The organism is Nocardia sp. NPDC051911 (assembly GCF_040681035.1).
Classification (GTDB): domain Bacteria; phylum Actinomycetota; class Actinomycetes; order Mycobacteriales; family Mycobacteriaceae; genus Nocardia; species Nocardia sichangensis.
On record NZ_JBFAXY010000002.1, the window covers coordinates 209,791 to 229,832 of the forward strand.

Below are 20,042 nucleotides of genomic sequence, written 5' to 3' on the forward strand. Positions count from 1 at the left end.
TCGGCACGGCGTCGCGTCGACGGCCGCCGGTCGTGTGGTCGCCCCGCTTCGGCCGCGATGCTGTCCCTAGCTGCGGACCGTCGTGCTGTGAGCGGCGCGGGTAATCGGTGCGACCGCAGCCTGCGGCGGCCATCACGCCGGACCTCGACCTGGTCTGTGCGTCTCCCCTCGCCCGTGCGGTCGGTGCTCGTGACCGGGCTGGAGGCGATGCACAGCCGCTCGGTCAGCCGTTGACCGCCTGAGCCGCCGACGAACGGGACCCGTTGGGCAATTCAGACCGCGCGGCCGAACAGCAGCTTCCACGGCATGAGCGCCGACTCGAGCTGCACCTTCAGGCTCATCTTGGACGCGCCGAGCGTCCGCTCCTCGAATCGGATGGGGACCTCGGCGATCGCGATCCCCTTCTTGATGGTCCGGTAGTTCATCTCGACCTGGAACGAATACCCGTTGCTGCGGATGGAGGCCACGTCGATGGCGCGCAGGGTGTCGGCCTTCCACGCCTTGAAGCCCGCGGTGGCGTCCTTGACGCCCAAGCGCAGGATGAGGTTCACGTAGAAATTGGCCCAGGCCGAGAGCGCCTTGCGGTACCACTTCCATTCCGCGGCGGTCGAGCCGCCGGGAACGTAACGCGAACCCAGCACGACGCCGGCGTCCGTGCCGGAGAGCTTCTCCAGCATGGCCGGGATGACTTCGGCGGGGTGCGACAGGTCGGCGTCCATCTGGATCACGACGTCCGCGCCCTCGTCCAGCGCCCGAGTGATGCCCGCGACGTACGCCCGGCCGAGTCCGTCCTTCTCGGTCCGGTGCAGCACACCGACCACGTTCGGCAGTTCGGCGGCGAGCTTGTCGGCCACCTCGCCGGTGCCGTCCGGCGAGCTGTCGTCCACCACGAGTACGTGCAGGTCGGGCACCGGCAGCGCGGTCAGCCGCTCCACCGCAACCGGCAGATTTTCCCGCTCGTTGTAGGTCGGCACAACAACGGTAACCCTCAAGGGTCGCCCTCCCTGCTGATCCTGGTTTCCGCTCGCAGCCCACGCCAGGACCTCCGAGCATTCGTCGAGTTCTGGAGAACCGTACTCGATACACCTGATCGCGACCTGAGCGGCCGCACCCGGTGTGACGCGGTCCGAGCCCTCGACCTGCGGCCCAAGATCAACTTCACCGCCCGGGGGAAGACCCTGGGCGCGTCACTCCCCGTCCCGCCAGGCCCGATCCCGGGCATCTTCCCGCTCGTTGCGCGCGTGCGCGATCTCCAGCGCGCGCTCGGCCGTCGCTTTGTCCGGGTACGGCCCCATCCGGTCGCGGAACCAGCACTGCCGCCCTTGCTCGGCCCGATTGTGCTTCAAGCAGTAATACCAGCGCTCAGCCATACCTCCAGCATCCCACCGAACACCACCGCTCAATCGCTTTTCCGTTCGCCATCCGTTGCCCGGACTCGGCAATTCACGGCCAGAGGCTTCGGTAATGGATGAGCGCGTGGCACAGGACGACCACACCGAAGATCGCGAAGAGTACGCGCACCGAAGCAGGTCCGTACGAGCTGATAATGCGAACGATTTTCCGATACATCCGCCGCGCGCCGGTCGTACGCCGCATCGCGAGGCCGAGTATCACCAGCGGCGGCAGCAATGCCAACGCGCAATACGCGACCACGATCAGCGGCCACAACGTCGGGAGCGGATTCCGTGCGGAGATCATCGCGAGTCCGGCCAGATAGGGAACCGCGGTCGGCGCCTGTGCGATGCCGATCGCCACGCCGAGGCCGGCGAGCACCCACGATTGCCGTCGTAGCGCGCTCGCCCGTTCCGGGGTCGCCGTACCGGCCATTCGAATACACGCGAGAGCGATCAGCACCACCCCCGCGAGGAGTTCTCCCCAATACCGCACCGTCGGCGTGATCTCGAAGTCGAACAGATCGGTCAGAAAACCGATCCCCAGGATCGTGCAGATGCCGAAGGCGGTGGTGACGGCGAAGACGCCCGCCAGCAAGCTCAAACCGCTCACCAGCGGCGAGCGACGGCTCAATCTGCTGTCGTAGACCACCGCCGTGGTGACGCCGATCAGTAGCAGGTCGAGCGAGTCGAGGAAGGCGAACCCAGCGAGCGCGAGGAGAAGGATCCACATGGCCGCGCCAGCCTACCCGCGCCCTACAAGCAACCGCGTAGTCCCGAACCCCGATGCGCGACCGCTCGATTCGCCAGATCTAATCGAGCGGTCAGCGAGCAGAGAGCAACGCCACACCGGACGACGATCAGCCGTCCGCCCGCGCGGACGAAGGAAACCACCAAGCGAGAAAGTCGGGCGACGCAGACCCGTAGAACGGGAATTGAGCACATAACGAAACGAGCCCGGCTCACGCTCTCCGTGAACAGGGCTCGCCAACAAGTGAAGGTGGCCAGGGCCGGGATCGAACCGGCGACCTTCCGCTTTTCAGGCGGACGCTCGTACCAACTGAGCTACCTGGCCGCAGGCACCCGAAGTGAATGCCATACGCGAAACGCCGGATATCTCCGGCGCTTGCTTGCGACCCTGACGGGACTCGAACCCGCGACCTCCGCCGTGACAGGGCGGCGCGCTAACCAACTGCGCCACAGGGCCATGCTCTGCTACCAACGATCCATGGATCGTACCCCCTACGGGATTCGAACCCGCGCTACCGCCTTGAAAGGGCGGCGTCCTAGGCCGCTAGACGAAGGGGGCTCGTCCCGGATTTCTCCGGACCGGCTTTCAACGGGTGTCCGTTGGGAGCTGGGATAGCTTATGACAGACCGGACTCGAATCCCAAACCGGCTGGTCAGAGGCTCAAACCGAGCTCTTCCAAGCGCGCGTGGGCACGCCACCCGTCGCTGCGGAACTTCTCCAGCCATTCCGGGGTGGCCATCGCCTCCATCACGACCTCGAGCGCCTCCTCGAACCGCGCCCGCAGATCGACCTGCCCGCCGAGCAGATCCACCATGTACCGCTGACCGGCCAGCGCCGCGGCGAGCGTGCGGGTGAACCGGTCGGGATCGGCGTCCGCGCGCAGCTGCCCGTGGTCGATGGCGCGGACGGTGAGCACCCTGGTGGTGCGGCCCAGGATGCGGCCGCCACCGGCTTGCACGTCCCGATAGAAGTCCGGTTCGATGATCAGGCGGTACTCGGCCTGCACGATGATGTCGTGCTCGAGTCGCAGCGCGATCTCGTCGACCACCCCGTGCAGGATGTCCAGCGGGCTGAGATCGGTTCGCGCCAGCCAGCGCTCGGCGGAGGCGCGATAGCGTTCCACCGCGGTCTCCAGCACCGCGCGTGCCAGGTCTTCCTTCGAATCGAAATGGAAGTACATGGCGCCCTTGGTGGCACGCGATCCTTCCAATATGCGGTTGAGCGATGCAGCGGCATAGCCGCTCTTCCCGAACTCAACGGCGGCGGACCTGATAATCGCCGCCCGTGTCCGGCGCGCCCGCTCTTGCTGCCGTGCCATGCTCGAAACGCCTCCGAAGCCTTACTCGCCGCCAATCAGCCACCCCCGAAGGAACGGACCCTCGGCGCGAATTCATGAGTTTTATCAATACGTGGAACCCGGTTTTCGACCGATTGCAGACTTTCGGTACGAAAACGCCCTAAAAACCTGAAACACACCAGCTGGTATAGTTTGCCTGCCCGGGTGCGCCGCAGGGGGTGCGCATCCGGGCATTTCTTCGTTTCGAACGTGCCTCCTCCTGCGGCATCGAGTTCCGTCGAGCCGTGGCCGGCCGGGCCGACCGCGGCACCTTCGGACACAGCAACGACAATCCGAATTCCGTGACGCCGACCGAGTCGACGATTCTTTCGGAATTCACCAAGGCGTCACCGTACCCGGAATCCCGATCCGACACGCGGCAAACCGAGGAGTCAGGTAGCCATCCGATTCGGTTTTCTGTTACGGCAAATGTTCGGCAACCTGGACCGCCTATCCGAGTGGTGCGCGAATTCGCCAGCGGTTCAAGGTTCTTCACGCGCGCCGACCGACAACCCGGACGACCGGCCGCCGCCCACGTTTCGCCCGCCAACCCGTCCTCCACGCCTTCCCCGGCCACAGCCGTTCACCCCTGCAAATCCAAAGAGATTGCCAGCCAACATGTTTGAATGATATCCAGATCCAGCTAAGATGAACAAAGCTGGGTGCCAAGTGTTTACCGCCTGCATCGCCCACCGCGCACGCCGCGTTACCCATCCCGCCGCGTCCGCCCGCCCCACCGGGTCCGCCACGCCGCCCCACCCATCCAGCCCGCCCGCCGACACGAACTCCCCCGATTGGGGCATACGCCCCTGCCCGCACTACACTGTTGCTCCGCGCCCCTATAGCTCAGTTGGTAGAGCTACGGACTTTTAATCCGCAGGTCGTAGGTTCGAGCCCTACTGGGGGCACAAAGGTCGGGCGTCCGGATTGCTCCGGGCGCCCGACCTGTTTTCTCGGAGTTCTCCGCCGTGCGGCGCCGGCCATACGGCAGTGGAAACGCAGCGTCGAGGCTCTATTACCTGTGCCGCACGGACGCTTCGCAGGAGGCGGCGTCCGGGGAGCGCGCTCGGCGGCGAGAAGGGCTGCACCGCTCCCCGATCACCGGTCACGGTTTGCACAGTCGGCGCCGTAGACGGTGTAAGCGGTGGGGAACAGGAATCTCGGCCGGAGCGACATCGCCGGTCACCCCCGGCACGGCTATAGGGGTCACCACGATGGAGTGGCATCAGAGGTGTACCGGTTGGATTGTGACGAACAGCACAGCTACCTCGCATAGGGCATTCGTCGACTGGAGAGATCGCGTCTCGCGTACCGGTCAGTCATGCGCCGGTTGTGATATCCCCTTGATCGCGGTTGTACGCCGGTCGGCGGAAAAGCCGATGACAGCTCGGCTTGCACAGTAGATACATACGGACAATTCGCGACGCAGGACAACCGTCGGGTCACGACGGCACAGCTGGAGGCCCGGATGCTTCGTCGCTTCATGAACAATCCATGGCGGCATGACCCGATAGTGACGAGCAGCCGAGGGCAGTGGCATACGCCGCCGGGCGGCGCATTACGTATAGAAGGACATGGTTGTCGGCGTAGTTGCGATGCGCAGTCGAACCGCCGTCGGCGATCGGGGAGGAAAAGCCTGCGAAGATCCGACAAGCGTGCGACTTGGGAAGAGCGGCATGAAGGCGTTGGCCTTCGGAGGCGATAGATGGCGATCGGACACGCCGATTTCACCGCGATCCATCGCGAATCGCCGGCTCGATCGCACAGGACGTCATGCAACCAAGGCGCGTGGCGCCCGGGAGACACATGCCGGATCCCGCCATCACACCTACCCACTTCCTGGCGGGTGCCGACCTCTCGACCGCTCTCCACGGAGGGCGTCGTCGGCGCCAATTCACAGGAACATCGCAGCTGGGCTCGCCGCAGTTCGCCGACACGCGCAGAACCAGGGCGTTTCGATCCCATATCGGCCCCCTGGGCCGCCCTTGTGTGTTCGCCCACGTACGGCTAACGCTCCTATCACCGCGTCGATAGACCCATTGCAGCGGGTAGAGCCCATACACTCATGGAGATCACCGAACGGCGAAGAGGTCGTATGAGGTGGATCACCAGAGCATCGATCGCCTAACGGATGCGTTTCGCATCACACCTACGGTGCCGTAAGGTATGGCCGCATCGGTATCGGTCTACCTTGGGATTGACCTGCACGACCGGAAGCACACACTGAAGGGTTCATACATGGCAAGGGATCTGACTCAACTCGAGCTGCTGACGGAGTTGGAGCCGGTTGCCGAAGAAAACGTCAACCGGCACCTCTCCATGGCAAAGGAATGGCACCCGCACGACTACGTCCCGTGGGACGACGGCCGCAATTTCGCGGCACTCGGTGGCGTGGACTGGGATCCGGAGCAGTCCCGCCTCAATGAGGTCGCGAAGGCGGCCATGATCACGAACCTGCTGACCGAGGACAACCTGCCCTCCTACCACCGCGAGATCGCCGAGAATTTCTCTCAGGACGGCGCGTGGGGTACCTGGGTCGGCCGCTGGACCGCCGAGGAGAACCGGCACGGCATCGTGATGCGGGACTACCTGGTCGTGACCCGCGGCGTCGATCCGGTCGCGCTCGAGGAAGCCCGAATGGTCCACATGACCAACGGCTTCGCCTCCCCCGCGGAAGCCGACGCGGGCTTCCTGCATTCCGTCGCGTACGTCACCTTCCAGGAACTGGCCACCCGGGTCAGCCACCGCAACACCGGCAAGGTCTGTGACGACCCGATCGCCGATCGCATGCTGCAGCGCGTCGCCGCCGACGAGAACCTGCACATGATCTTCTACCGCAACATGTGCGGCGCCGCCCTCGACCTGTCTCCTGACCAGGCGATCGAGGCGATCACCCTGATCCTGGAGAACTTCCAGATGCCGGGCGCGGGTATGCCCAACTTCCGCCGCAACGGCGTGCTGATGGCCAAGCACGGCATCTACGATCTGCGCCAGCACCTGGAGGAAGTGGTCCAGCCGGTGCTGAAGAAGTGGAACATCTTCGACCGCACCGACTTCACCGCCCGCGGCGAGGCGGTCCGTGAGCGCCTCGGCCTGTTCCTGGACAAGCTGGGCAAGGACGTCATCAAGTTCGAGGAACAGCGCGACCGGATGCTCGCCCGCGAGGCCGCCAAGCGCGACCGCGCGATGGTCGGCAGCTCCGTGTAGAACCCGAGGAACAACAGCAGGCGCCGCCCCGGAAGACCGAGGGCGGCGCCGGTGTGCACGGCCCGGTGCCGCGCGACATGCGCACCGGGCGAACGACCCGCTCCGGCCGACTTACGTGCGCAAATGAGACACTGGTCGGCGTGACGATGACTACCGAGGCGATGACGAAGCTGCGGATCGGGCCGTATCCGGTCGATCCGCCGGTCGTGCTCGCGCCGATGGCGGGCATCACGAATCTGGCGTTCCGCAAGTTGTGCCGGGAATTCGGCAGCCCGACCTCGATCTACGTGTGCGAGATGATCACCGCGCGGGCGGTGGTGGAGCGTAACGAGAAGACGCTGCACATGATGTCCTTCGACGCCGACGAGCATCCTCGCTCGATGCAGCTCTACGGCGTCGACCCGGCCACGCTCGGCGAAGCGGTGCGGATCATCGTCGGCGAGGGCTGGGCCGACCACATCGACCTCAACCTGGGCTGCCCCGTGCCCAAGGTCACCCGCCTCGGCGGCGGCGCCGCCCTGCCGTACAAGCGGACGCTGTTTCGGAGCATCGTGCGCGCCATGGTGAGCGCGGCGGAACCGGCGGGGGTCCCGGTCACCGTGAAGTTCCGCATCGGCATCGATGACGACCACCTCACCTATCTGGACGCGGGCCGGATCGCCGAAGCCGAAGGCGCGCGAGCGGTCGCGTTGCACGCTCGCACGGCCGCGCAGCGGTACTCGGGCCAAGCCGACTGGACCGCGATCGCCCGGCTCAAGGAGGCGGTCACCTCGATCCCGGTGCTCGGCAACGGTGACATCTTCTCCGCCGCCGACGCCGTCCGCATGATGGACGAAACCGGGTGCGACGGTGTGGTCGTCGGTCGCGGCTGCCTTGGCAGGCCGTGGCTGTTCGCCGAGTTGCAGGCGGCGCTGCGCGGTCAGCCGCTGCCGGAGGCGCCCGATCTGGGCCGGGTCGGCGCGGTGCTGTACCGGCACGGCGCGCTGCTTTCCGAGCATCTCGGCGAGGAGAAGGCCATGCGTGATCTGCGCAAGCACATGGCGTGGTACCTGATGGGCTTCCCGGTCGGCTCCGATCTGCGACGTGCGTTCGCCACCGTGGGCAGCCTCGCACAACTGGAAGACCTCGTCGGCCAACTCGACCCGACGGTTCCGTTCCCGGAGGACGCGGAAGGTCCGCGCGGCAGGCAGGGCTCGCCGGGCAAAGTCGCGCTGCCACACGGCTGGCTCGATGACCCGGACGATCCCGCGGTGCCTCGCGCGGCAGATGTGATGCACAGCGGAGGCTGATCGGCAATCGCACAGCGAACGCTGGCGTCGAACCGTTGTGACCTGTTCGATTTCGCCGTGGGGTGGCCTGCCGTGGCGGAATCGTTATCATTGCGGGATCGGTGCCGCCGGTCCGGTATGACCCAGGCGGAAAGCAAGACGAAAAGCGAGGTTCGTTGGTGGGTGACGATCGGCACGGGCGTTCGCCACGGCCCGGAGGTCGCGCCCCGTGGGAGCGGTATCCCGCGGCGGATAACCCCGAAGGAGACGTCGCACGCACGTCTCGTCGTTCCCGCCATACCGACGCCGCTCCTGACCAGAGTTCCGCGCCCCTGACGGTGCAGGATCTCGTCCAGCGAGTCGACAACGAACGCACCGGCCGCCGCGGTCGCCGCGCGGAACCCACGCCACCGGACCCGACCGCCCCGCCGAGCCGAGGCCGCCGCGCGGAACCCAAACCACCGGACCCGACCGCCGCGCCCATCCGAGGCCGCCGCCCCGAGCCCGGCCCACCGGACCCCGCCGCCGCGCCCATCCGAGGCCGCCGCCCCGAGCCCACGCCACCGGTAGCGGGCTCTCCGACGAACCGAGGCCGCCGCCCTGAGCCGGTACCCCCGCAGGCAGGCCCACCATCCGCACGAATCAATCGCGCCGAGCCACGTCAAGAAGCTCCGCGCCGACCCGCCGACCCGGCCGCCGCCAACGGCCGTGGCGCGGCAGCCGGTCCCCGGCGCGCACCGGACTCGCCACCGCCACGGCAGACCGGTAGCTCACCGGTGGTCCAGGACATCACGGGCGCGACACCGGCCGCCCGTCCCGCGAACCGCCGCCCTGCCGAGCGCTCGGCATCCGCCGCACCACCCGTCGCTCCCCCGGAACCGGAACAGGCCGAAGAGGTCACCGACGTCCTACCTCCGCTCGACGAGCCCACGCGCGCCAAGCGCAAGGGCGTGAGTTGGCCGACCAAGGACGGCAAGGACGCCAAGCCGAAGCCCGTCGGCACCGCCCAGACCCGTCTGCAGGCTTCCAAGGAGCGCCGCAACAAGCGTCTGCGCACCGCGGGAAGGGCGGGGGGTGCAGTGTGCGCTGTGCTCGCTCTGCTGGTCACCGGCGGCGGCTGGAGCTACTTGCGGTCGACGACGGACGGCTTCACTCAGGTCAACGCCCTTGATGAGAACTCAGAGGACATCATTGATTCCAATGCCCAGCTCGGCGACGAGAATTACCTGCTCGTCGGCACCGACACACGCGCAGGGGCCAACGGCCAGCTCGGCGCGGGCACTTTGGACGACGCCGAAGGTGCCCGCGCAGACACCACCATGCTGGTCCACATCCCGAAGGACCGGAGTCGGGTCGTCGTAGTATCTTTTCCGCGCGACCTGGACGTGACCAGGCCCCAGTGCAATGGGTGGGACAACGAAAAAAACGCGTATTCCGACGAGAAGTTCCCGTCTGCCATAGGTGACAAGCTCAACGCCGTCTACAATCTCGGCGGCCCGATGTGCCTCGTCTCCACGATTCAGCGCCTCACCGGCGCGTCGATCAATCACTTCATCGGCATCGACTTCGCCGGTTTCGAGTCGATGGTCAACCAAATCGATGGCGTCGAGGTCTGCGCGTCCAAGCCGCTCGTCGACGATGTGCTCGGCACCATCCTCGAGCACCCGGGCAAGCAGCGCATCGACGGCCAAACGGCGCTGAAGTATGTGCGTGCCCGGCATGTCTACGGCGAGGAGCGCAGCGACTACGACCGCATCAACCGGCAGCAACGCTTCCTCGCTTCGCTGCTGCGCAGCACGCTGTCCAGCAAGGTGCTGTTCAATCCGGGCAAGTTGAACGGCTTCATAACTGCGCTTCGCGAGCACACCTGGGTCAACAAGGTCGAAACGACCGACCTGCTGATGCTGGGTCGTTCGCTGCAGAAGATCGATGCCGGCGTGGTCACCTTCATCACCGTGCCGACCGCGGGAACCACCACTTACGGCAACGAGATCCCCCGGGAATCCGACATCAAGGCGATCTTCAAGGCGATCCGCGACGATCAACCTCTGCCAGGCGAGAAGCCGACCGTTCAGGCGAACGTACCCGCGCCGGCACCGACCGCTCCGACGCCGACCAAGTACAAGGCGGTGGATCCTTCGACTGTCTCGCTGCTGGTGTCCAACGGTTCCGGAGTCGAAGGGCTGGCGCGCACGGCGGCCACCAAGCTCGGCAACCAGGGCTTCACGATCTACAACACCGGAAACTACGCCAACGGCACCTCCACCACGACGAAGGTCCGCTACGCACCCGGCCTGGAGGCCGAGGCCGCGACCGTAGCGACCTCCATCCCCGGCGCGACCATCGAGGCCGCCGACGATCTCGGCGGCATCGTCGAGGTCGTCATCGGAGGCGACTCGAAGACCGGCGTCACCGTGAAGGCACCGACGCCGGTCGGTGACGAGATCACCAACGTCACGACGAGCACCTCGACGAGTTCGACGCCCGCCGTCCTGCCCTCCGACCTGGAACACGTCAACGCTGCCGATGAGGTCTGCAAGTAGACGACCGAGTGCACCAGCACCCGACCCACCCCCGCAGCCCAAGTTCGTGTTGACTCACGTTCTACCGCAACGATATTCGCTTGATCCGCTCGTTCGATCGCTGCTAGCGTCGGGGACGTCGATCATCGATACGGAGGGGATTTCAGTGGTACGCAAACTAATCTTCGGAGCAACTGCAGCGGCGGCCGCCATGGCGCTGTTCGCAGGTCCTGCCCAAGCAGACGGGTGGTGGCAGTACGACACGCCACAGGAATGTGAGCACTCCCGGCAGTGGTTTGTAGACCACGGAAACCGCGTAAGCGGGTGCGAGTTGGTCCCCAACGGCAGCGCGTTTGGCGGCGGCGACGCCTGGGGTTTTCACATTTACAGCTAGTTCGGGCCGAACTCCGATGGTGACTGCGCGAACGCTGTGTCACCCCTCGGAGTTCTCGCGGTGACACGAGTCAGTCACCCTGTCCTCCGATCTAGAGCACATCAACGCCGCCAACGACTGCAAGTCGCACCCGGCATACACCGCAGGACGAATGCGACGCAGATCACAACTCGTCTCGATGTCGTCGTTCCCAAGCCGCGAGGGTGCGGATCGCAGTCGTTGAATCGTCAACGGCAATTCCCACGCTAATGATGCACACCGGTCATTCACTCCCTGTTCGTGACTTGGTCAGCGCGGCGAACTAGTGTCAGTTCCCATGCGTGTCATCTACAACGAGCAAATGGCTGAGCTCGCCCACCTGCTGGGTGAGATGGCCGGGTTGGCCGGCTCGGCCATGGAGCGGGCTACCCAGTCGCTGCTCCAGGCGGACCTCGCCCTGGCGGAGCAGGTGATCAGCGAGTCCGACCGGATCGCCGAGCTGATCCAGGACGCCGAGGAGAAGGCCTTCGCTCTGCTCGCGCTGCAAGCTCCGGTCGCCGGTGATTTGCGGCAAGTGGTGAGCACGATCCAGATCGTCGCCGATGTGAATCGGATGGGCGCGCTGGCGCTGCACGTGGCGAAGGTCGCGCGCAGGCGTCATCCGAACCACGCGCTACCGGAGTCCGTCAACGGCTACTTCGCAGAGATGGGCCGCATCGCCGTGAACATGGGAGCCAGTGCGCGTGAGGTGCTGGAGACCCGTGACCCGGAGCGCGCCGCGCAGCTGAACGAAGACGACGAGGCGATGGACGATCTGCACCGTCACCTGTTCACACTGCTCATGGACCGCGACTGGAAGTACGGCGTCGCGGCTGCCGTCGATGTCACGCTGCTCGGTCGCTACTACGAGCGCTTCGCCGACCACGCGGTGGAAATCGGCCGCCGTGTCATCTTCTTGGTCACCGGAGTGCTCCCGCCGGACCCCGACTCGGAGTCGTAAACGAAAAGCTTGCTGCGCTTGACGTTTCGCAGGCGGCGAATGATAGATTGAGCCGCACAGGGCGAGATTGCTCTGGTATAGCGTTACGCCGGAGGGGAACCGGCATGAAGGGGGGCGTTATGGACGTCGATCCAGCGGAGTTGCGCGCGCTGGCCGCGTCGATGGACAAAATCGGCGGTGAGATCGGCGCTTTGACCGTGCGTGCGACCACCGACGCGCTCGGTGGCGTGCTGCCCGGTTCGACGGTGGGTGAAGCGTGTTCCACAGCGGGTTCGAACGTCGAAGACGCATGGCGGCGAATGGCCATGCGCTGCAAACGAGTTTCGAATATCGCGAAAGGCGGCGCCGCGAATTACGAGGTGTCCGACCAGGAGTTTCGCGCGGGTCTCGACGCGATGGGCGCACAGCTGTGAGGTCTACGAGCAGTACGCCAACCCTCAGCCAGGTGCGGTCGGAATGGCAGCCGTGGAAACTGAGCGAAGCCGGTACCGAAATACGCACGCGCAACGGCGAATTCGTTTCCCTGATCGATCAAACGGTGACGCAGATCCGGGCAGCGGGCGCGCATTGGAGCGGTGACGCCTATTACGCCGCGTACGACCGCATCGCAGGCGACCGCGACACGGCGAACAAGGTGGCGTTGGATACCGAGACGCTCGCCCAGACATTGATCGACAGTGGTACCAGCCTCGTCGGATTCCGCCAAACGTTGCTGGACAAGGTCGATGAGGCCGTCGCGGCCGGATTCACCGTCTCCGAGGACTGGCAGGTCACTCCCGGGCCGGGCGCCTCGGACGAGGACGGTGATGCGCAGTTCACCTACCAGACCGCCATCACCACCGCCATGAACGAACTGCTCGGCACCCAGACGGACGTCGCGGCGAAGATCGAGCAGGCGAGCGGTGACGTCAGCACCCGAGCCGCTCAACTCGGCGACGGCGACCCGCTCGACAGCGACAAGTCCGCCGACGGGACAGACCCGGCTCTCGCGTTGTTCAGCAACCCGTCGGACGCGGATCAATCAGACCAGAAGGACGACTCGGCTTCCACCGCGCCCGCGGGTACGCCGCAGGCCAGCCCGATCGCGGCCGCGCAGTCCGCCGCCGAAGACAAATCCGACCAGTCCGGAAAGCAGGACGGCGCCGATCAGTCCGGGAAACAAGATCAATCCGGAAAGCAGGATACCGCCGACCAGTCCGGGAAACAGGACGACAAGACCGATTCGAGCGGTAAGGGCAAGGACGAGTCCAAAACGGACCAACCCGCCCAGACGCCCGCGTCCACCGGTGCGGCCAGCGATCCCAATTCGTGGAAGCCGTCGGATGTGACGAGTTTGATCACCTCGGTCAGCCAGATCACCGGCAATGTGCCCACGCTGATCGAATCCATCGGCAAACTCGACGACGATCTCGACGACATCATCAAAGCAGGCGGGGAGGCTGGAAAGGGTCTGATCGAGGCCGCCGGTACCAGCGCCGAGAAGTTCGCGAACGCCGTCGACACGATCGCCGGAACGCACCAAACGGACGGCACGCACACGGACTCACCGCCCACGGGTGACCCCGCCGGAACCGGGACCCCGAAGCAGGATCCGGCGGCCACCGATCCCACGACCGGACAACCCGCAGCCACCGATCCGAACGCGAAAACGGAAGATCCGAACGCGAAGTCCACCGATTCGAAGACCGACCATCCGGCAGGCACCGAGAACAGCAAGACGGATAAACCGAATTCGTCGCAACACGCGGAAACCAAGCCGGACCAACCGGCGTCCGTCCGGCAGGCGAGCTACACCAATGCCGACTCCGGCAGTCCGAGCGTTGCTCCCGCGTCCGCGTCCGGTTCCCCGTCCACCGCACCCGCGAGCACCGGACTGCTCGGAGGAATGTCAGCGGCGAATCGTGAATCGGATTCGGAGCACACGCGCCGGGTGCAATCCACGCCGACGCCGCTGTTCGAGACCCCGCCTCTCGACGAATAGCCGAGGCCCGAATATCCGAAGGCCCTGGGGGTGGTCACCGCCCAGGGCTTTCGTTTTGCGTATGCGGCGCGTCCGCGGATGCGGAACCCGCCTCGAGATCAGCCGAAGCGACCGGAGATGTAGTCCTCCGTGGCCTTCTGGGACGGGTTGGAGAAGATCTTCTCGGTGTCGTCGATCTCGATCAGCTTGCCCGGCTTGCCCTGGGCCTCCAGGTTGAAGAAACCGGTCTGGTCACTCACGCGCGCGGCCTGCTGCATGTTGTGGGTGACGATGACGATGGTGAATTCCTTCTTCAACTCGGTGATCAAATCCTCGATCGCCAGGGTCGAGATCGGGTCGAGCGCCGAACAGGGCTCGTCCATCAGCAGCACGTCGGGCGAAACCGCGATGGCGCGCGCGATGCACAGACGCTGCTGCTGACCGCCGGAGAGGCCGCCGCCCGGCTTGTCCAGGCGGTCCTTCACCTCGTTCCACAGGTTGGCGCCGCGCAGCGAGCGCTCGGCGACCTCGTCGAGTTCCTTCTTGTTGCGCACGCCCTGCAGCTTCAGACCCGCGACCACGTTGTCCTTGATGGACATCGTGGGGAACGGGTTGGGCCGCTGGAAGACCATGCCGATCGTGCGGCGCACACCCACCGGGTCGACCTGCGTGCCGTAGATGTCCTCGCCGTCCAGCAACACCGCGCCCTCGACCCTGGCATTCGGGGTTACCTCGTGCATGCGGTTGAGCGAACGCAGCACGGTGGACTTGCCACAGCCGGAGGGACCGATGAAGGCGGTCACGCTGCGCGGCAGCACGGTCAGCGAGACATCCGACACGGCGTGGAACTTGCCGTAGTAGATGTTCAGATCTTTGACGTCGATCCGCTTGGCCATTTTCGGTAATCCGTTCCGCTTCTATCGGTTCCGGGTGAGCAGGCGGTTGAGGACCGCAGCCGCCAGGTACAGGAGGGCGATGATGATGATCAAGGTCAGAGCCGCGCCCCAGACCCGCTCGCGTCCGGCAGCTTCGGGGTTGGCCAGCTCCTGGTAGATCAACAGCGGCAGCGACGCCATGTTGCCGTCGAAGATATTCATGTTGATCGACTTGCTGTAGCCGACCAGCACCAGCACCGGAGCGGTCTCGCCCATCACCCTGGCGATGGCCAGCAGGATGCCGCTGATCATGCCGGGCAGCGCGGTGGGCACCACGATCCGCACGATGGTCTTCCACTTCGGGATGCCCAGCGCGTAGGACGCTTCACGCAGTTCGTCCGGCACCAGTTTCAGCATTTCCTCGGTACTGCGGACGACCACCGGCAACATCAGCAGCACCAAGGCCAGCGACACCGCCAGCGAACTCTGCGGGAATCCGAGCGTCGCGATCCACAGCGCGAAGATGAACAGCGCCGCGACGATCGACGGTACACCGGCCAGGATGTCGACCATGAAGGTGGTGACCTTGGCCAGCAAGCCGCGGCCGTACTCGACCAGATACACCGCGGCCATGATGCCGAGCGGCACGGCGATCACCGTCGCGACCAGCGACTGCACGATCGTGCCGTAGATGGCGTGATAGACGCCGCCCGCGACCTGATTGGGCAGCACGCCCTTCAGCGAGTTCTGCCACCAGTCCACCCGGACCACTGCGGCCAAGCCCTTGCTGATCACCATGATCAGTACCCAGGCCAGCGGTACCAGCGCGACCGCGAACGCCAGCCACACCAAGCCGGTCGCGACGTTGTTGCGTACCTTGCGCGCCAGGCTCACATCGCGGAAGGTGGGCGGCTTGATCGGCCGGTCCAGAGTCGAGGAGGTCATCACCCGTTCACCCTTCCGCCCGCGGCCAGTCGAGCGAGCGCGTTCACGACGAAGGTCAGCGCGAACAGCACGAAGCCTGCCGCGATGTACGCACCGGTCGGCAGCGGGGCACTGAACTCCGCGGCGGCCGAGGCGATTTTGGAGGCGAAGGTGTAGCCGCCGTCGAACACCGACCAGTGTCCTGGCTGCGCGGCCGTCTTCAGCACGATCAACACGGCGATGGTCTCACCGAGCGCGCGGCCGAGGCCGAGCATCGCGCCGGCGATCATGCCGCTGCGCCCGTAGGGCAGCACCGTCATCCGCACGACTTCCCACTTCGTCGCGCCGAGCGCCTGCGCCGCCTCGATGTGCGCACGGGGGGTGAGGTTGAACACCTCACGGCTGACCGACGTGATGATCGGCAGGATCATCACCGCGAGCACGACGCCCGCGGTGAAGATCGTGCCGCCGCTGGCCAGCGGGATGTTGCCGTCATCGAAGAGGAACAGCCATCCCAGGTTGTCGTTCAAGAAGTTCTGGATCGGCTCCAGTTGCGGAGCGAGAACCAGGATTCCCCACAGACCGAACACGATCGAGGGCACCGCCGCGAGCAGATCGACGAGCACCGAGAACGGCCGTGCCAGCGTCTTCGGCGCGTAGTGCGTCAGAAACAGCGCGATGCCGATGCCGATCGGAACGGCGATCACCAAGGCGAAGACCGAACTGAGCACCGTCACCATGAACAGATCCCGGATGCCGAACCGTAAGTGGTTGGCGTCCGAGGTGTTGAACTCTGTGCTGGTGAAGAAGTTCGCCTCGTTCGCCAGCACCGACGGCACCGCCCGGATGAGCAGGAACAGCGCGATCAACGCGATGGACGCGACGATGATCGCACCGGCCGTCGTCGCCAGCGAGCGGAAGATGATCTCCGCCCGCGGGCTGTGCTGGCGACGGCTCTTCGCGGTCGGTTCGGTGCTCGGCTTGCTCGGCATGAGCGCAGTATCTCCGCCTGCTCGCTGGTCGGTCGAATCAGACGGACCAGCGGCGGCAACCTCGTCGTGCACGGTCATGTGGGACTGCTATCAGGAGATGGCGTTGATGGCGGTGGTCAGCTTGGTCTTGAACTGTTCCGGGATCGGGATGTACCCGGCCTCGTCCAAGCCCTGCTGGCCGTTGGTGACCGCCGAGGTGAGGAAGGCCTTGACCGCCTTCGACGTGTCGGCGTCGGAGTACTTCGAGCACACGATCTCGTAGGTCGGCATCACGATCGGGTACGCGCCCGCCACCGACGGCTTGTAGAACGAGGAGGTGTCGATGACCAGGTCGTTGCCCTGGCCGGAGACCTTCGCGGACTCGATCGCCTTGCCCGCCGAGGCGACGCTCAGCGTCACCGGGTCCTTGCTCGCCGAGGTGATGATCCGCGCGATCGACAGGTTCTGCGCCTTCGCGAACGACCACTCGTTGTAGGTGATCGAGTTCTTGGTGCTCTTCACCGCGGCCGAGGTGCCCTCGTTGCCCTTCGAGCCCGCGCCGACGCCGCCGTTGAAGGCCTTGCCCGCGCCCTTGCCCCAGGCGCCGTCGGAGGCGGAGTCCAGGTAGAGCTGGAAGTTGTCGGTGGTGCCCGACTCGTCGCTGCGGAAGATCACGGCGATCGGCTCGGACGGCAGCTTGGCGTTCGGGTTCAGCGCCTTGATCTCGGGCGCGTCCCAGGTGGTGACGGTGCCGTTGAAGATCTTGGCGGCGGTCGGGCCGTCCAGCGCGAGATCGGTCACGCCGTCGATGTTGTAGGTGATCGCGACCGGGCCGAACACGGTCGGCAGGTTCCACGCGGGCGAGGCGCAGCGGTCGGCGGCCTTCTTCGGCTCGTCCTTCTTCGCGCTCAGCGGGGAGTCGGAGCCACCGAAATCGGTCTGGCCACCGAGGAACTCGCTCACACCGGCGCCCGAGCCGCTCGAGGTGTAGTTGAGCGTGGCGCCGTCGCAGTTCTTCTCGTACGCGGCGATGAAGCGCTCCATCGCGTTCTTCTGCGCCGAAGAGCCGCTGGCCTTGAGGGCCTTCTTGCCGCCGCAGGCGACGTCGACCTTGGCCACGTTGCCCGAATCGGCCGAGGTGTTGTCGTCGCTGCCACAGGCGGCCAGCGCCATGGCGCCGACGGCCAGCACACCAACGAGGGCGCTGCTGCGCTTGAGATTCACTATTCCTCCGGAATGGCGTCCTACTCGTCCGGTCCCTCACCGGCCCGGACGGGTGTTGTGGTGCTGTTCGCGGGGAACTCGCGCACCAGGCAGCAGTGTGCTGCCCTCACTCAACCTAAGGTCATGTGGTTGACAGTTGGACCGACCTGAGTGAACGGAGAGTGAACAGCCCGGCGCGATTGCGCCTGGTAGATGTGACGTTTGCCGCAGTTTTACTGGCGCGCATCCATTCTGCCGCCTGTTATTCAACCTCCGCCGCCGCGTAGGCGACGTCGACATGTGCCGGAGCGAATCCGAGACGGGTATAAGTGCGCACCGCGGCGACATTGTCGGCCTCGGTGTAGAGCAGAACTTCGGCCAGCCCGCGCTCCCGCAGGTGATGCAGACCGGTCAAGGTGAGCAGCCGGCCGAGTCCGCGCCCTTGCGCCGCCGGATCGATGCCGACCACGTAGACCTCGCCGAGCGGCGGTTGCTCCGCGTGATGCACCTTGGTCCAGTGGAATCCCAGCAGACGATCAGGGGCCGCGGTGTCGAATGCCAGGAACAGGCCCGCCGGGTCGAACCACGACTCGGCACGGCGGATCTCGATGTCGCGCCGGGTCCACGCGGCCTGTTCCGGGTGCCAGGCGAAGGCGGCGCCGTTCACCCGCAGCAATTCCGCGTCGTCGGCGGGACCGGCGTAGGTGCGCAGCACGATGCCGTCCGGCACGGCCAATTCCGGTAGCTCAGGAGTTGCCATAGACCGGCGCATCTGCCACAACTCCCGCGCGGTCCGCAGCCCGAGCCGCGCTGCGACGGCTTTGGCCGCCGGCCGGTCGCCGTGCGCCCAGACCCGCGCGCCCGGACCGCCAGCGGCCAGCGCTGCCGTGACCAGATCGGTACCGACGCCGTGACCGCGCCGAGCCGGGTCGACCGCGACCTCGGCCATAGCAGGGTGTTCGCCGTGGGCCGGAACGAGATTCGCATAGCCGACGACGGCGCCTCCGCTCCGCGCGAGCAGATGGCGCGCTCCGGTATCCGCGCCAGAAGTCAGCGACAACACGGCCTGTTCCGAGACCGGGGCGACACCGTCGGCCTCGGTGGCGCGCGCGAGCAGATCGGTGACCGCCCGCGCGTCGCCCGCGTCGGGGCCGTCGGTCCACTGTGTCGTCGCGCCGCTCATCGGCCTCCGTTCATCGAGCCTGCGGACCCCGCATGGAGTCCACTGCTGGCAACGTCGTAGCGGCAGCTGGCATTTCGGCCCCGCCGAAGCGATGCGGGCACGGTCCGCCGACGATTACTGCACGGAGCCGTTGACCGGCGTGAGCGGAGAATCGTCGGTGCCCTCGTTGTCGTCGTCCGGAAAGCTCACCGGCTCCCCCTTGACCGCCGCGCGCGAGGGGCGCACGGCCTTGTAGCCGACATTGCGCACCGTGCCGATCAGCGACTCGTATTCGGTGCCGAGCTTGGCGCGCAACCGTCGCACGTGTACGTCCACGGTGCGCGTGCCGCCGAAGAAGTCGTAGCCCCAGACCTCTTGCAGCAGCTGCGCGCGGGTGAACACCCGGCCCGCGTGCTGCGCCAGATACTTCAGCAGCTCGAACTCCTTGTAGGTGAGATCGAGCGGGCGGCCACGCAGACGCGCCGTATAAGTGCCCTCGTCGATCACCAGCTCACCGAGGGTGATCTTGCCGGTGTTCTCCGGGCTGGCCACGCCGCCGTTGCGGCCGACCAGCAGCCGCAGCCTGGCATCGAGCTCGGCGGGGCCGGTGCCGGGCAGCAGGATGTCGTCGAGTCCCCAGTCCGCGTTCACGGCGACCAGGCCGCCCTCGGTGAGCACCGCGACGACCGGCACCGATGACCCGGTGCTGCCGAGCAAGCGGCACAGACCGCGGGCGGCGGCCAGGTCCGTCCTGGCGTCCACCAGCGCGACATCCGCCGTGCCTGCCTCGAGCAGCGAGGCCACCTCAGTGGGCGCAGGGCGCACGTTGTGCGCGAGCAACGCGAGCGAGGGCAACACCGACTCGGGGTTGGGGTCGGAGGTAAGCAGGAGCAGCTCCACGGGCCCTCCTCCCATCTCGTAGCCACGTGGATGCGGCAGCACCGCCGCGGCCACGTCGCTAATCACAGGTAATCGGATGCAAGATTAGCGCGTAACAAGGCATGACCACGCATTCCGGGGTCGGCGAGCGCACCGGAGGACACTCGGGAGCCCCGCCCGGGCCAACCGATATGGTGCGTACATGGGTTACGTATCGGGC

The 20,042-nt window shown here is 66.1% G+C and carries 16 protein-coding genes and 4 tRNA genes; 7 read left to right on the forward strand and 13 right to left on the reverse strand.

Annotated features, from left to right (window positions below):
• Positions 1-272: 272 nt before the first annotated feature.
• The 7 genes from AB0L97_RS03915 to AB0L97_RS03945 form a co-directional block, all read right to left on the reverse strand.
• Positions 273-992, reverse strand: a complete 720-nt coding sequence (locus AB0L97_RS03915; RefSeq protein ID WP_228827674.1) for a polyprenol monophosphomannose synthase — start codon at positions 990-992, stop codon at positions 273-275.
• A gap of 195 nt (positions 993-1,187) precedes the next feature.
• Positions 1,188-1,370, reverse strand: a complete 183-nt coding sequence (locus tag AB0L97_RS03920) for a hypothetical protein (protein WP_355075016.1) — start codon at positions 1,368-1,370, stop codon at positions 1,188-1,190.
• A gap of 73 nt (positions 1,371-1,443) precedes the next feature.
• Complete coding sequence (locus AB0L97_RS03925; RefSeq protein WP_364425029.1) at positions 1,444-2,124, reverse strand: GAP family protein; 681 nt, start codon at positions 2,122-2,124, stop codon at positions 1,444-1,446.
• 268 nt (positions 2,125-2,392) lie between these two features.
• Positions 2,393-2,466: transfer RNA gene (locus AB0L97_RS03930), tRNA-Phe, on the reverse strand.
• A 58-nt stretch (positions 2,467-2,524) separates the two neighbouring features.
• A tRNA-Asp gene (locus AB0L97_RS03935) sits at positions 2,525-2,598 on the reverse strand.
• Between the two features lie 29 nt (positions 2,599-2,627).
• Positions 2,628-2,700: transfer RNA gene (locus AB0L97_RS03940), tRNA-Glu, on the reverse strand.
• Between the two features lie 94 nt (positions 2,701-2,794).
• Positions 2,795-3,460 (reverse strand): TetR family transcriptional regulator, encoded by a 666-nt coding sequence (locus tag AB0L97_RS03945; protein ID WP_355077042.1) that lies wholly within the window; start codon positions 3,458-3,460, stop codon positions 2,795-2,797.
• A gap of 853 nt (positions 3,461-4,313) precedes the next feature.
• Between AB0L97_RS03945 and AB0L97_RS03950 the strand changes: the two genes are divergently transcribed.
• The 7 genes from AB0L97_RS03950 (at position 4,314) to AB0L97_RS03980 (ending at position 13,829) form a co-directional block, all read left to right on the forward strand.
• Positions 4,314-4,386, forward strand: a tRNA-Lys gene (locus AB0L97_RS03950).
• Positions 4,387-5,716: 1,330 nt separating this feature from the next.
• Entirely contained in the window at positions 5,717-6,685 is a 969-nt protein-coding gene (locus AB0L97_RS03955) for an acyl-ACP desaturase (RefSeq protein WP_355077002.1), read from the forward strand.
• 161 nt (positions 6,686-6,846) lie between these two features.
• On the forward strand, positions 6,847-7,974 hold the full coding sequence (dusB, locus tag AB0L97_RS03960) for a tRNA dihydrouridine synthase DusB (RefSeq protein ID WP_364425213.1): 1,128 nt from the start codon (positions 6,847-6,849) through the stop codon (positions 7,972-7,974).
• Positions 7,975-8,729: 755 nt separating this feature from the next.
• Positions 8,730-10,496 (forward strand): LCP family protein, encoded by a 1,767-nt coding sequence (locus AB0L97_RS03965; RefSeq protein WP_364425032.1) that lies wholly within the window; start codon positions 8,730-8,732, stop codon positions 10,494-10,496.
• A 689-nt stretch (positions 10,497-11,185) separates the two neighbouring features.
• Entirely contained in the window at positions 11,186-11,848 is a 663-nt protein-coding gene (gene phoU / locus AB0L97_RS03970; protein ID WP_355076998.1) for a phosphate signaling complex protein PhoU, read from the forward strand.
• A 119-nt stretch (positions 11,849-11,967) separates the two neighbouring features.
• A complete protein-coding gene (locus tag AB0L97_RS03975) occupies positions 11,968-12,261 on the forward strand; it encodes a hypothetical protein (RefSeq protein ID WP_355076997.1) in 294 nt (97 codons plus the stop codon).
• 32 nt (positions 12,262-12,293) lie between these two features.
• The gene (locus tag AB0L97_RS03980; RefSeq protein WP_364425035.1) at positions 12,294-13,829 is read left to right on the forward strand and encodes a hypothetical protein; all 1,536 of its coding nucleotides are present in this window, start codon (positions 12,294-12,296) and stop codon (positions 13,827-13,829) included.
• A 98-nt stretch (positions 13,830-13,927) separates the two neighbouring features.
• On the opposite strand, the gene pstB is transcribed toward AB0L97_RS03980, so the two are convergent.
• The 6 genes from pstB to AB0L97_RS04010 all read right to left on the reverse strand — a co-directional run bounded on the left by pstB (position 13,928) and on the right by AB0L97_RS04010 (position 19,843).
• Positions 13,928-14,704 (reverse strand): phosphate ABC transporter ATP-binding protein PstB, encoded by a 777-nt coding sequence (gene pstB / locus AB0L97_RS03985; RefSeq protein WP_039795034.1) that lies wholly within the window; start codon positions 14,702-14,704, stop codon positions 13,928-13,930.
• A gap of 21 nt (positions 14,705-14,725) precedes the next feature.
• Complete coding sequence (gene pstA / locus AB0L97_RS03990) at positions 14,726-15,628, reverse strand: phosphate ABC transporter permease PstA (protein ID WP_356963675.1); 903 nt, start codon at positions 15,626-15,628, stop codon at positions 14,726-14,728.
• Positions 15,628-16,599, reverse strand: a complete 972-nt coding sequence (gene pstC / locus AB0L97_RS03995) for a phosphate ABC transporter permease subunit PstC (protein WP_355076991.1) — start codon at positions 16,597-16,599, stop codon at positions 15,628-15,630. The genes pstA and pstC overlap by 1 nt, the downstream gene beginning before the upstream one ends.
• Before the next feature lie 90 nt (positions 16,600-16,689).
• Positions 16,690-17,802: a phosphate ABC transporter substrate-binding protein PstS gene (gene pstS / locus AB0L97_RS04000; protein WP_355076989.1), complete on the reverse strand. Its 1,113-nt coding sequence runs from the start codon at positions 17,800-17,802 to the stop codon at positions 16,690-16,692.
• 241 nt (positions 17,803-18,043) lie between these two features.
• Positions 18,044-18,964, reverse strand: coding sequence for a mycothiol synthase (gene mshD / locus AB0L97_RS04005; RefSeq protein ID WP_364425039.1), 921 nt, complete (start codon positions 18,962-18,964; stop codon positions 18,044-18,046).
• Between the two features lie 114 nt (positions 18,965-19,078).
• Positions 19,079-19,843, reverse strand: coding sequence for a response regulator transcription factor (locus AB0L97_RS04010; RefSeq protein ID WP_355076986.1), 765 nt, complete (start codon positions 19,841-19,843; stop codon positions 19,079-19,081).
• Positions 19,844-20,042 lie beyond the last annotated feature (199 nt).

Bases quoted from the DNA above. Each gene is read 5' to 3' on its own strand.
- AB0L97_RS03945 (WP_355077042.1), bottom strand. From the start codon at position 3,460: ATGGCACGGCAGCAAGAGCGGGCGCGCCGGACACGGGCGGCGATTATC.
- AB0L97_RS03975 (WP_355076997.1), top strand. From the start codon at position 11,968: ATGGACGTCGATCCAGCGGAGTTGCGCGCGCTGGCCGCGTCGATGGAC.
- pstB (WP_039795034.1), bottom strand. From the start codon at position 14,704: ATGGCCAAGCGGATCGACGTCAAAGATCTGAACATCTACTACGGCAAG.
- dusB (WP_364425213.1), top strand. From the start codon at position 6,847: ATGACGAAGCTGCGGATCGGGCCGTATCCGGTCGATCCGCCGGTCGTG.
- pstA (WP_356963675.1), bottom strand. From the start codon at position 15,628: ATGACCTCCTCGACTCTGGACCGGCCGATCAAGCCGCCCACCTTCCGC.
- AB0L97_RS03925 (WP_364425029.1), bottom strand. From the start codon at position 2,124: ATGTGGATCCTTCTCCTCGCGCTCGCTGGGTTCGCCTTCCTCGACTCG.
- mshD (WP_364425039.1), bottom strand. From the start codon at position 18,964: ATGAGCGGCGCGACGACACAGTGGACCGACGGCCCCGACGCGGGCGAC.
- phoU (WP_355076998.1), top strand. From the start codon at position 11,186: ATGCGTGTCATCTACAACGAGCAAATGGCTGAGCTCGCCCACCTGCTG.
- AB0L97_RS03920 (WP_355075016.1), bottom strand. From the start codon at position 1,370: ATGGCTGAGCGCTGGTATTACTGCTTGAAGCACAATCGGGCCGAGCAA.
- pstC (WP_355076991.1), bottom strand. From the start codon at position 16,599: ATGCCGAGCAAGCCGAGCACCGAACCGACCGCGAAGAGCCGTCGCCAG.
- AB0L97_RS03955 (WP_355077002.1), top strand. From the start codon at position 5,717: ATGGCAAGGGATCTGACTCAACTCGAGCTGCTGACGGAGTTGGAGCCG.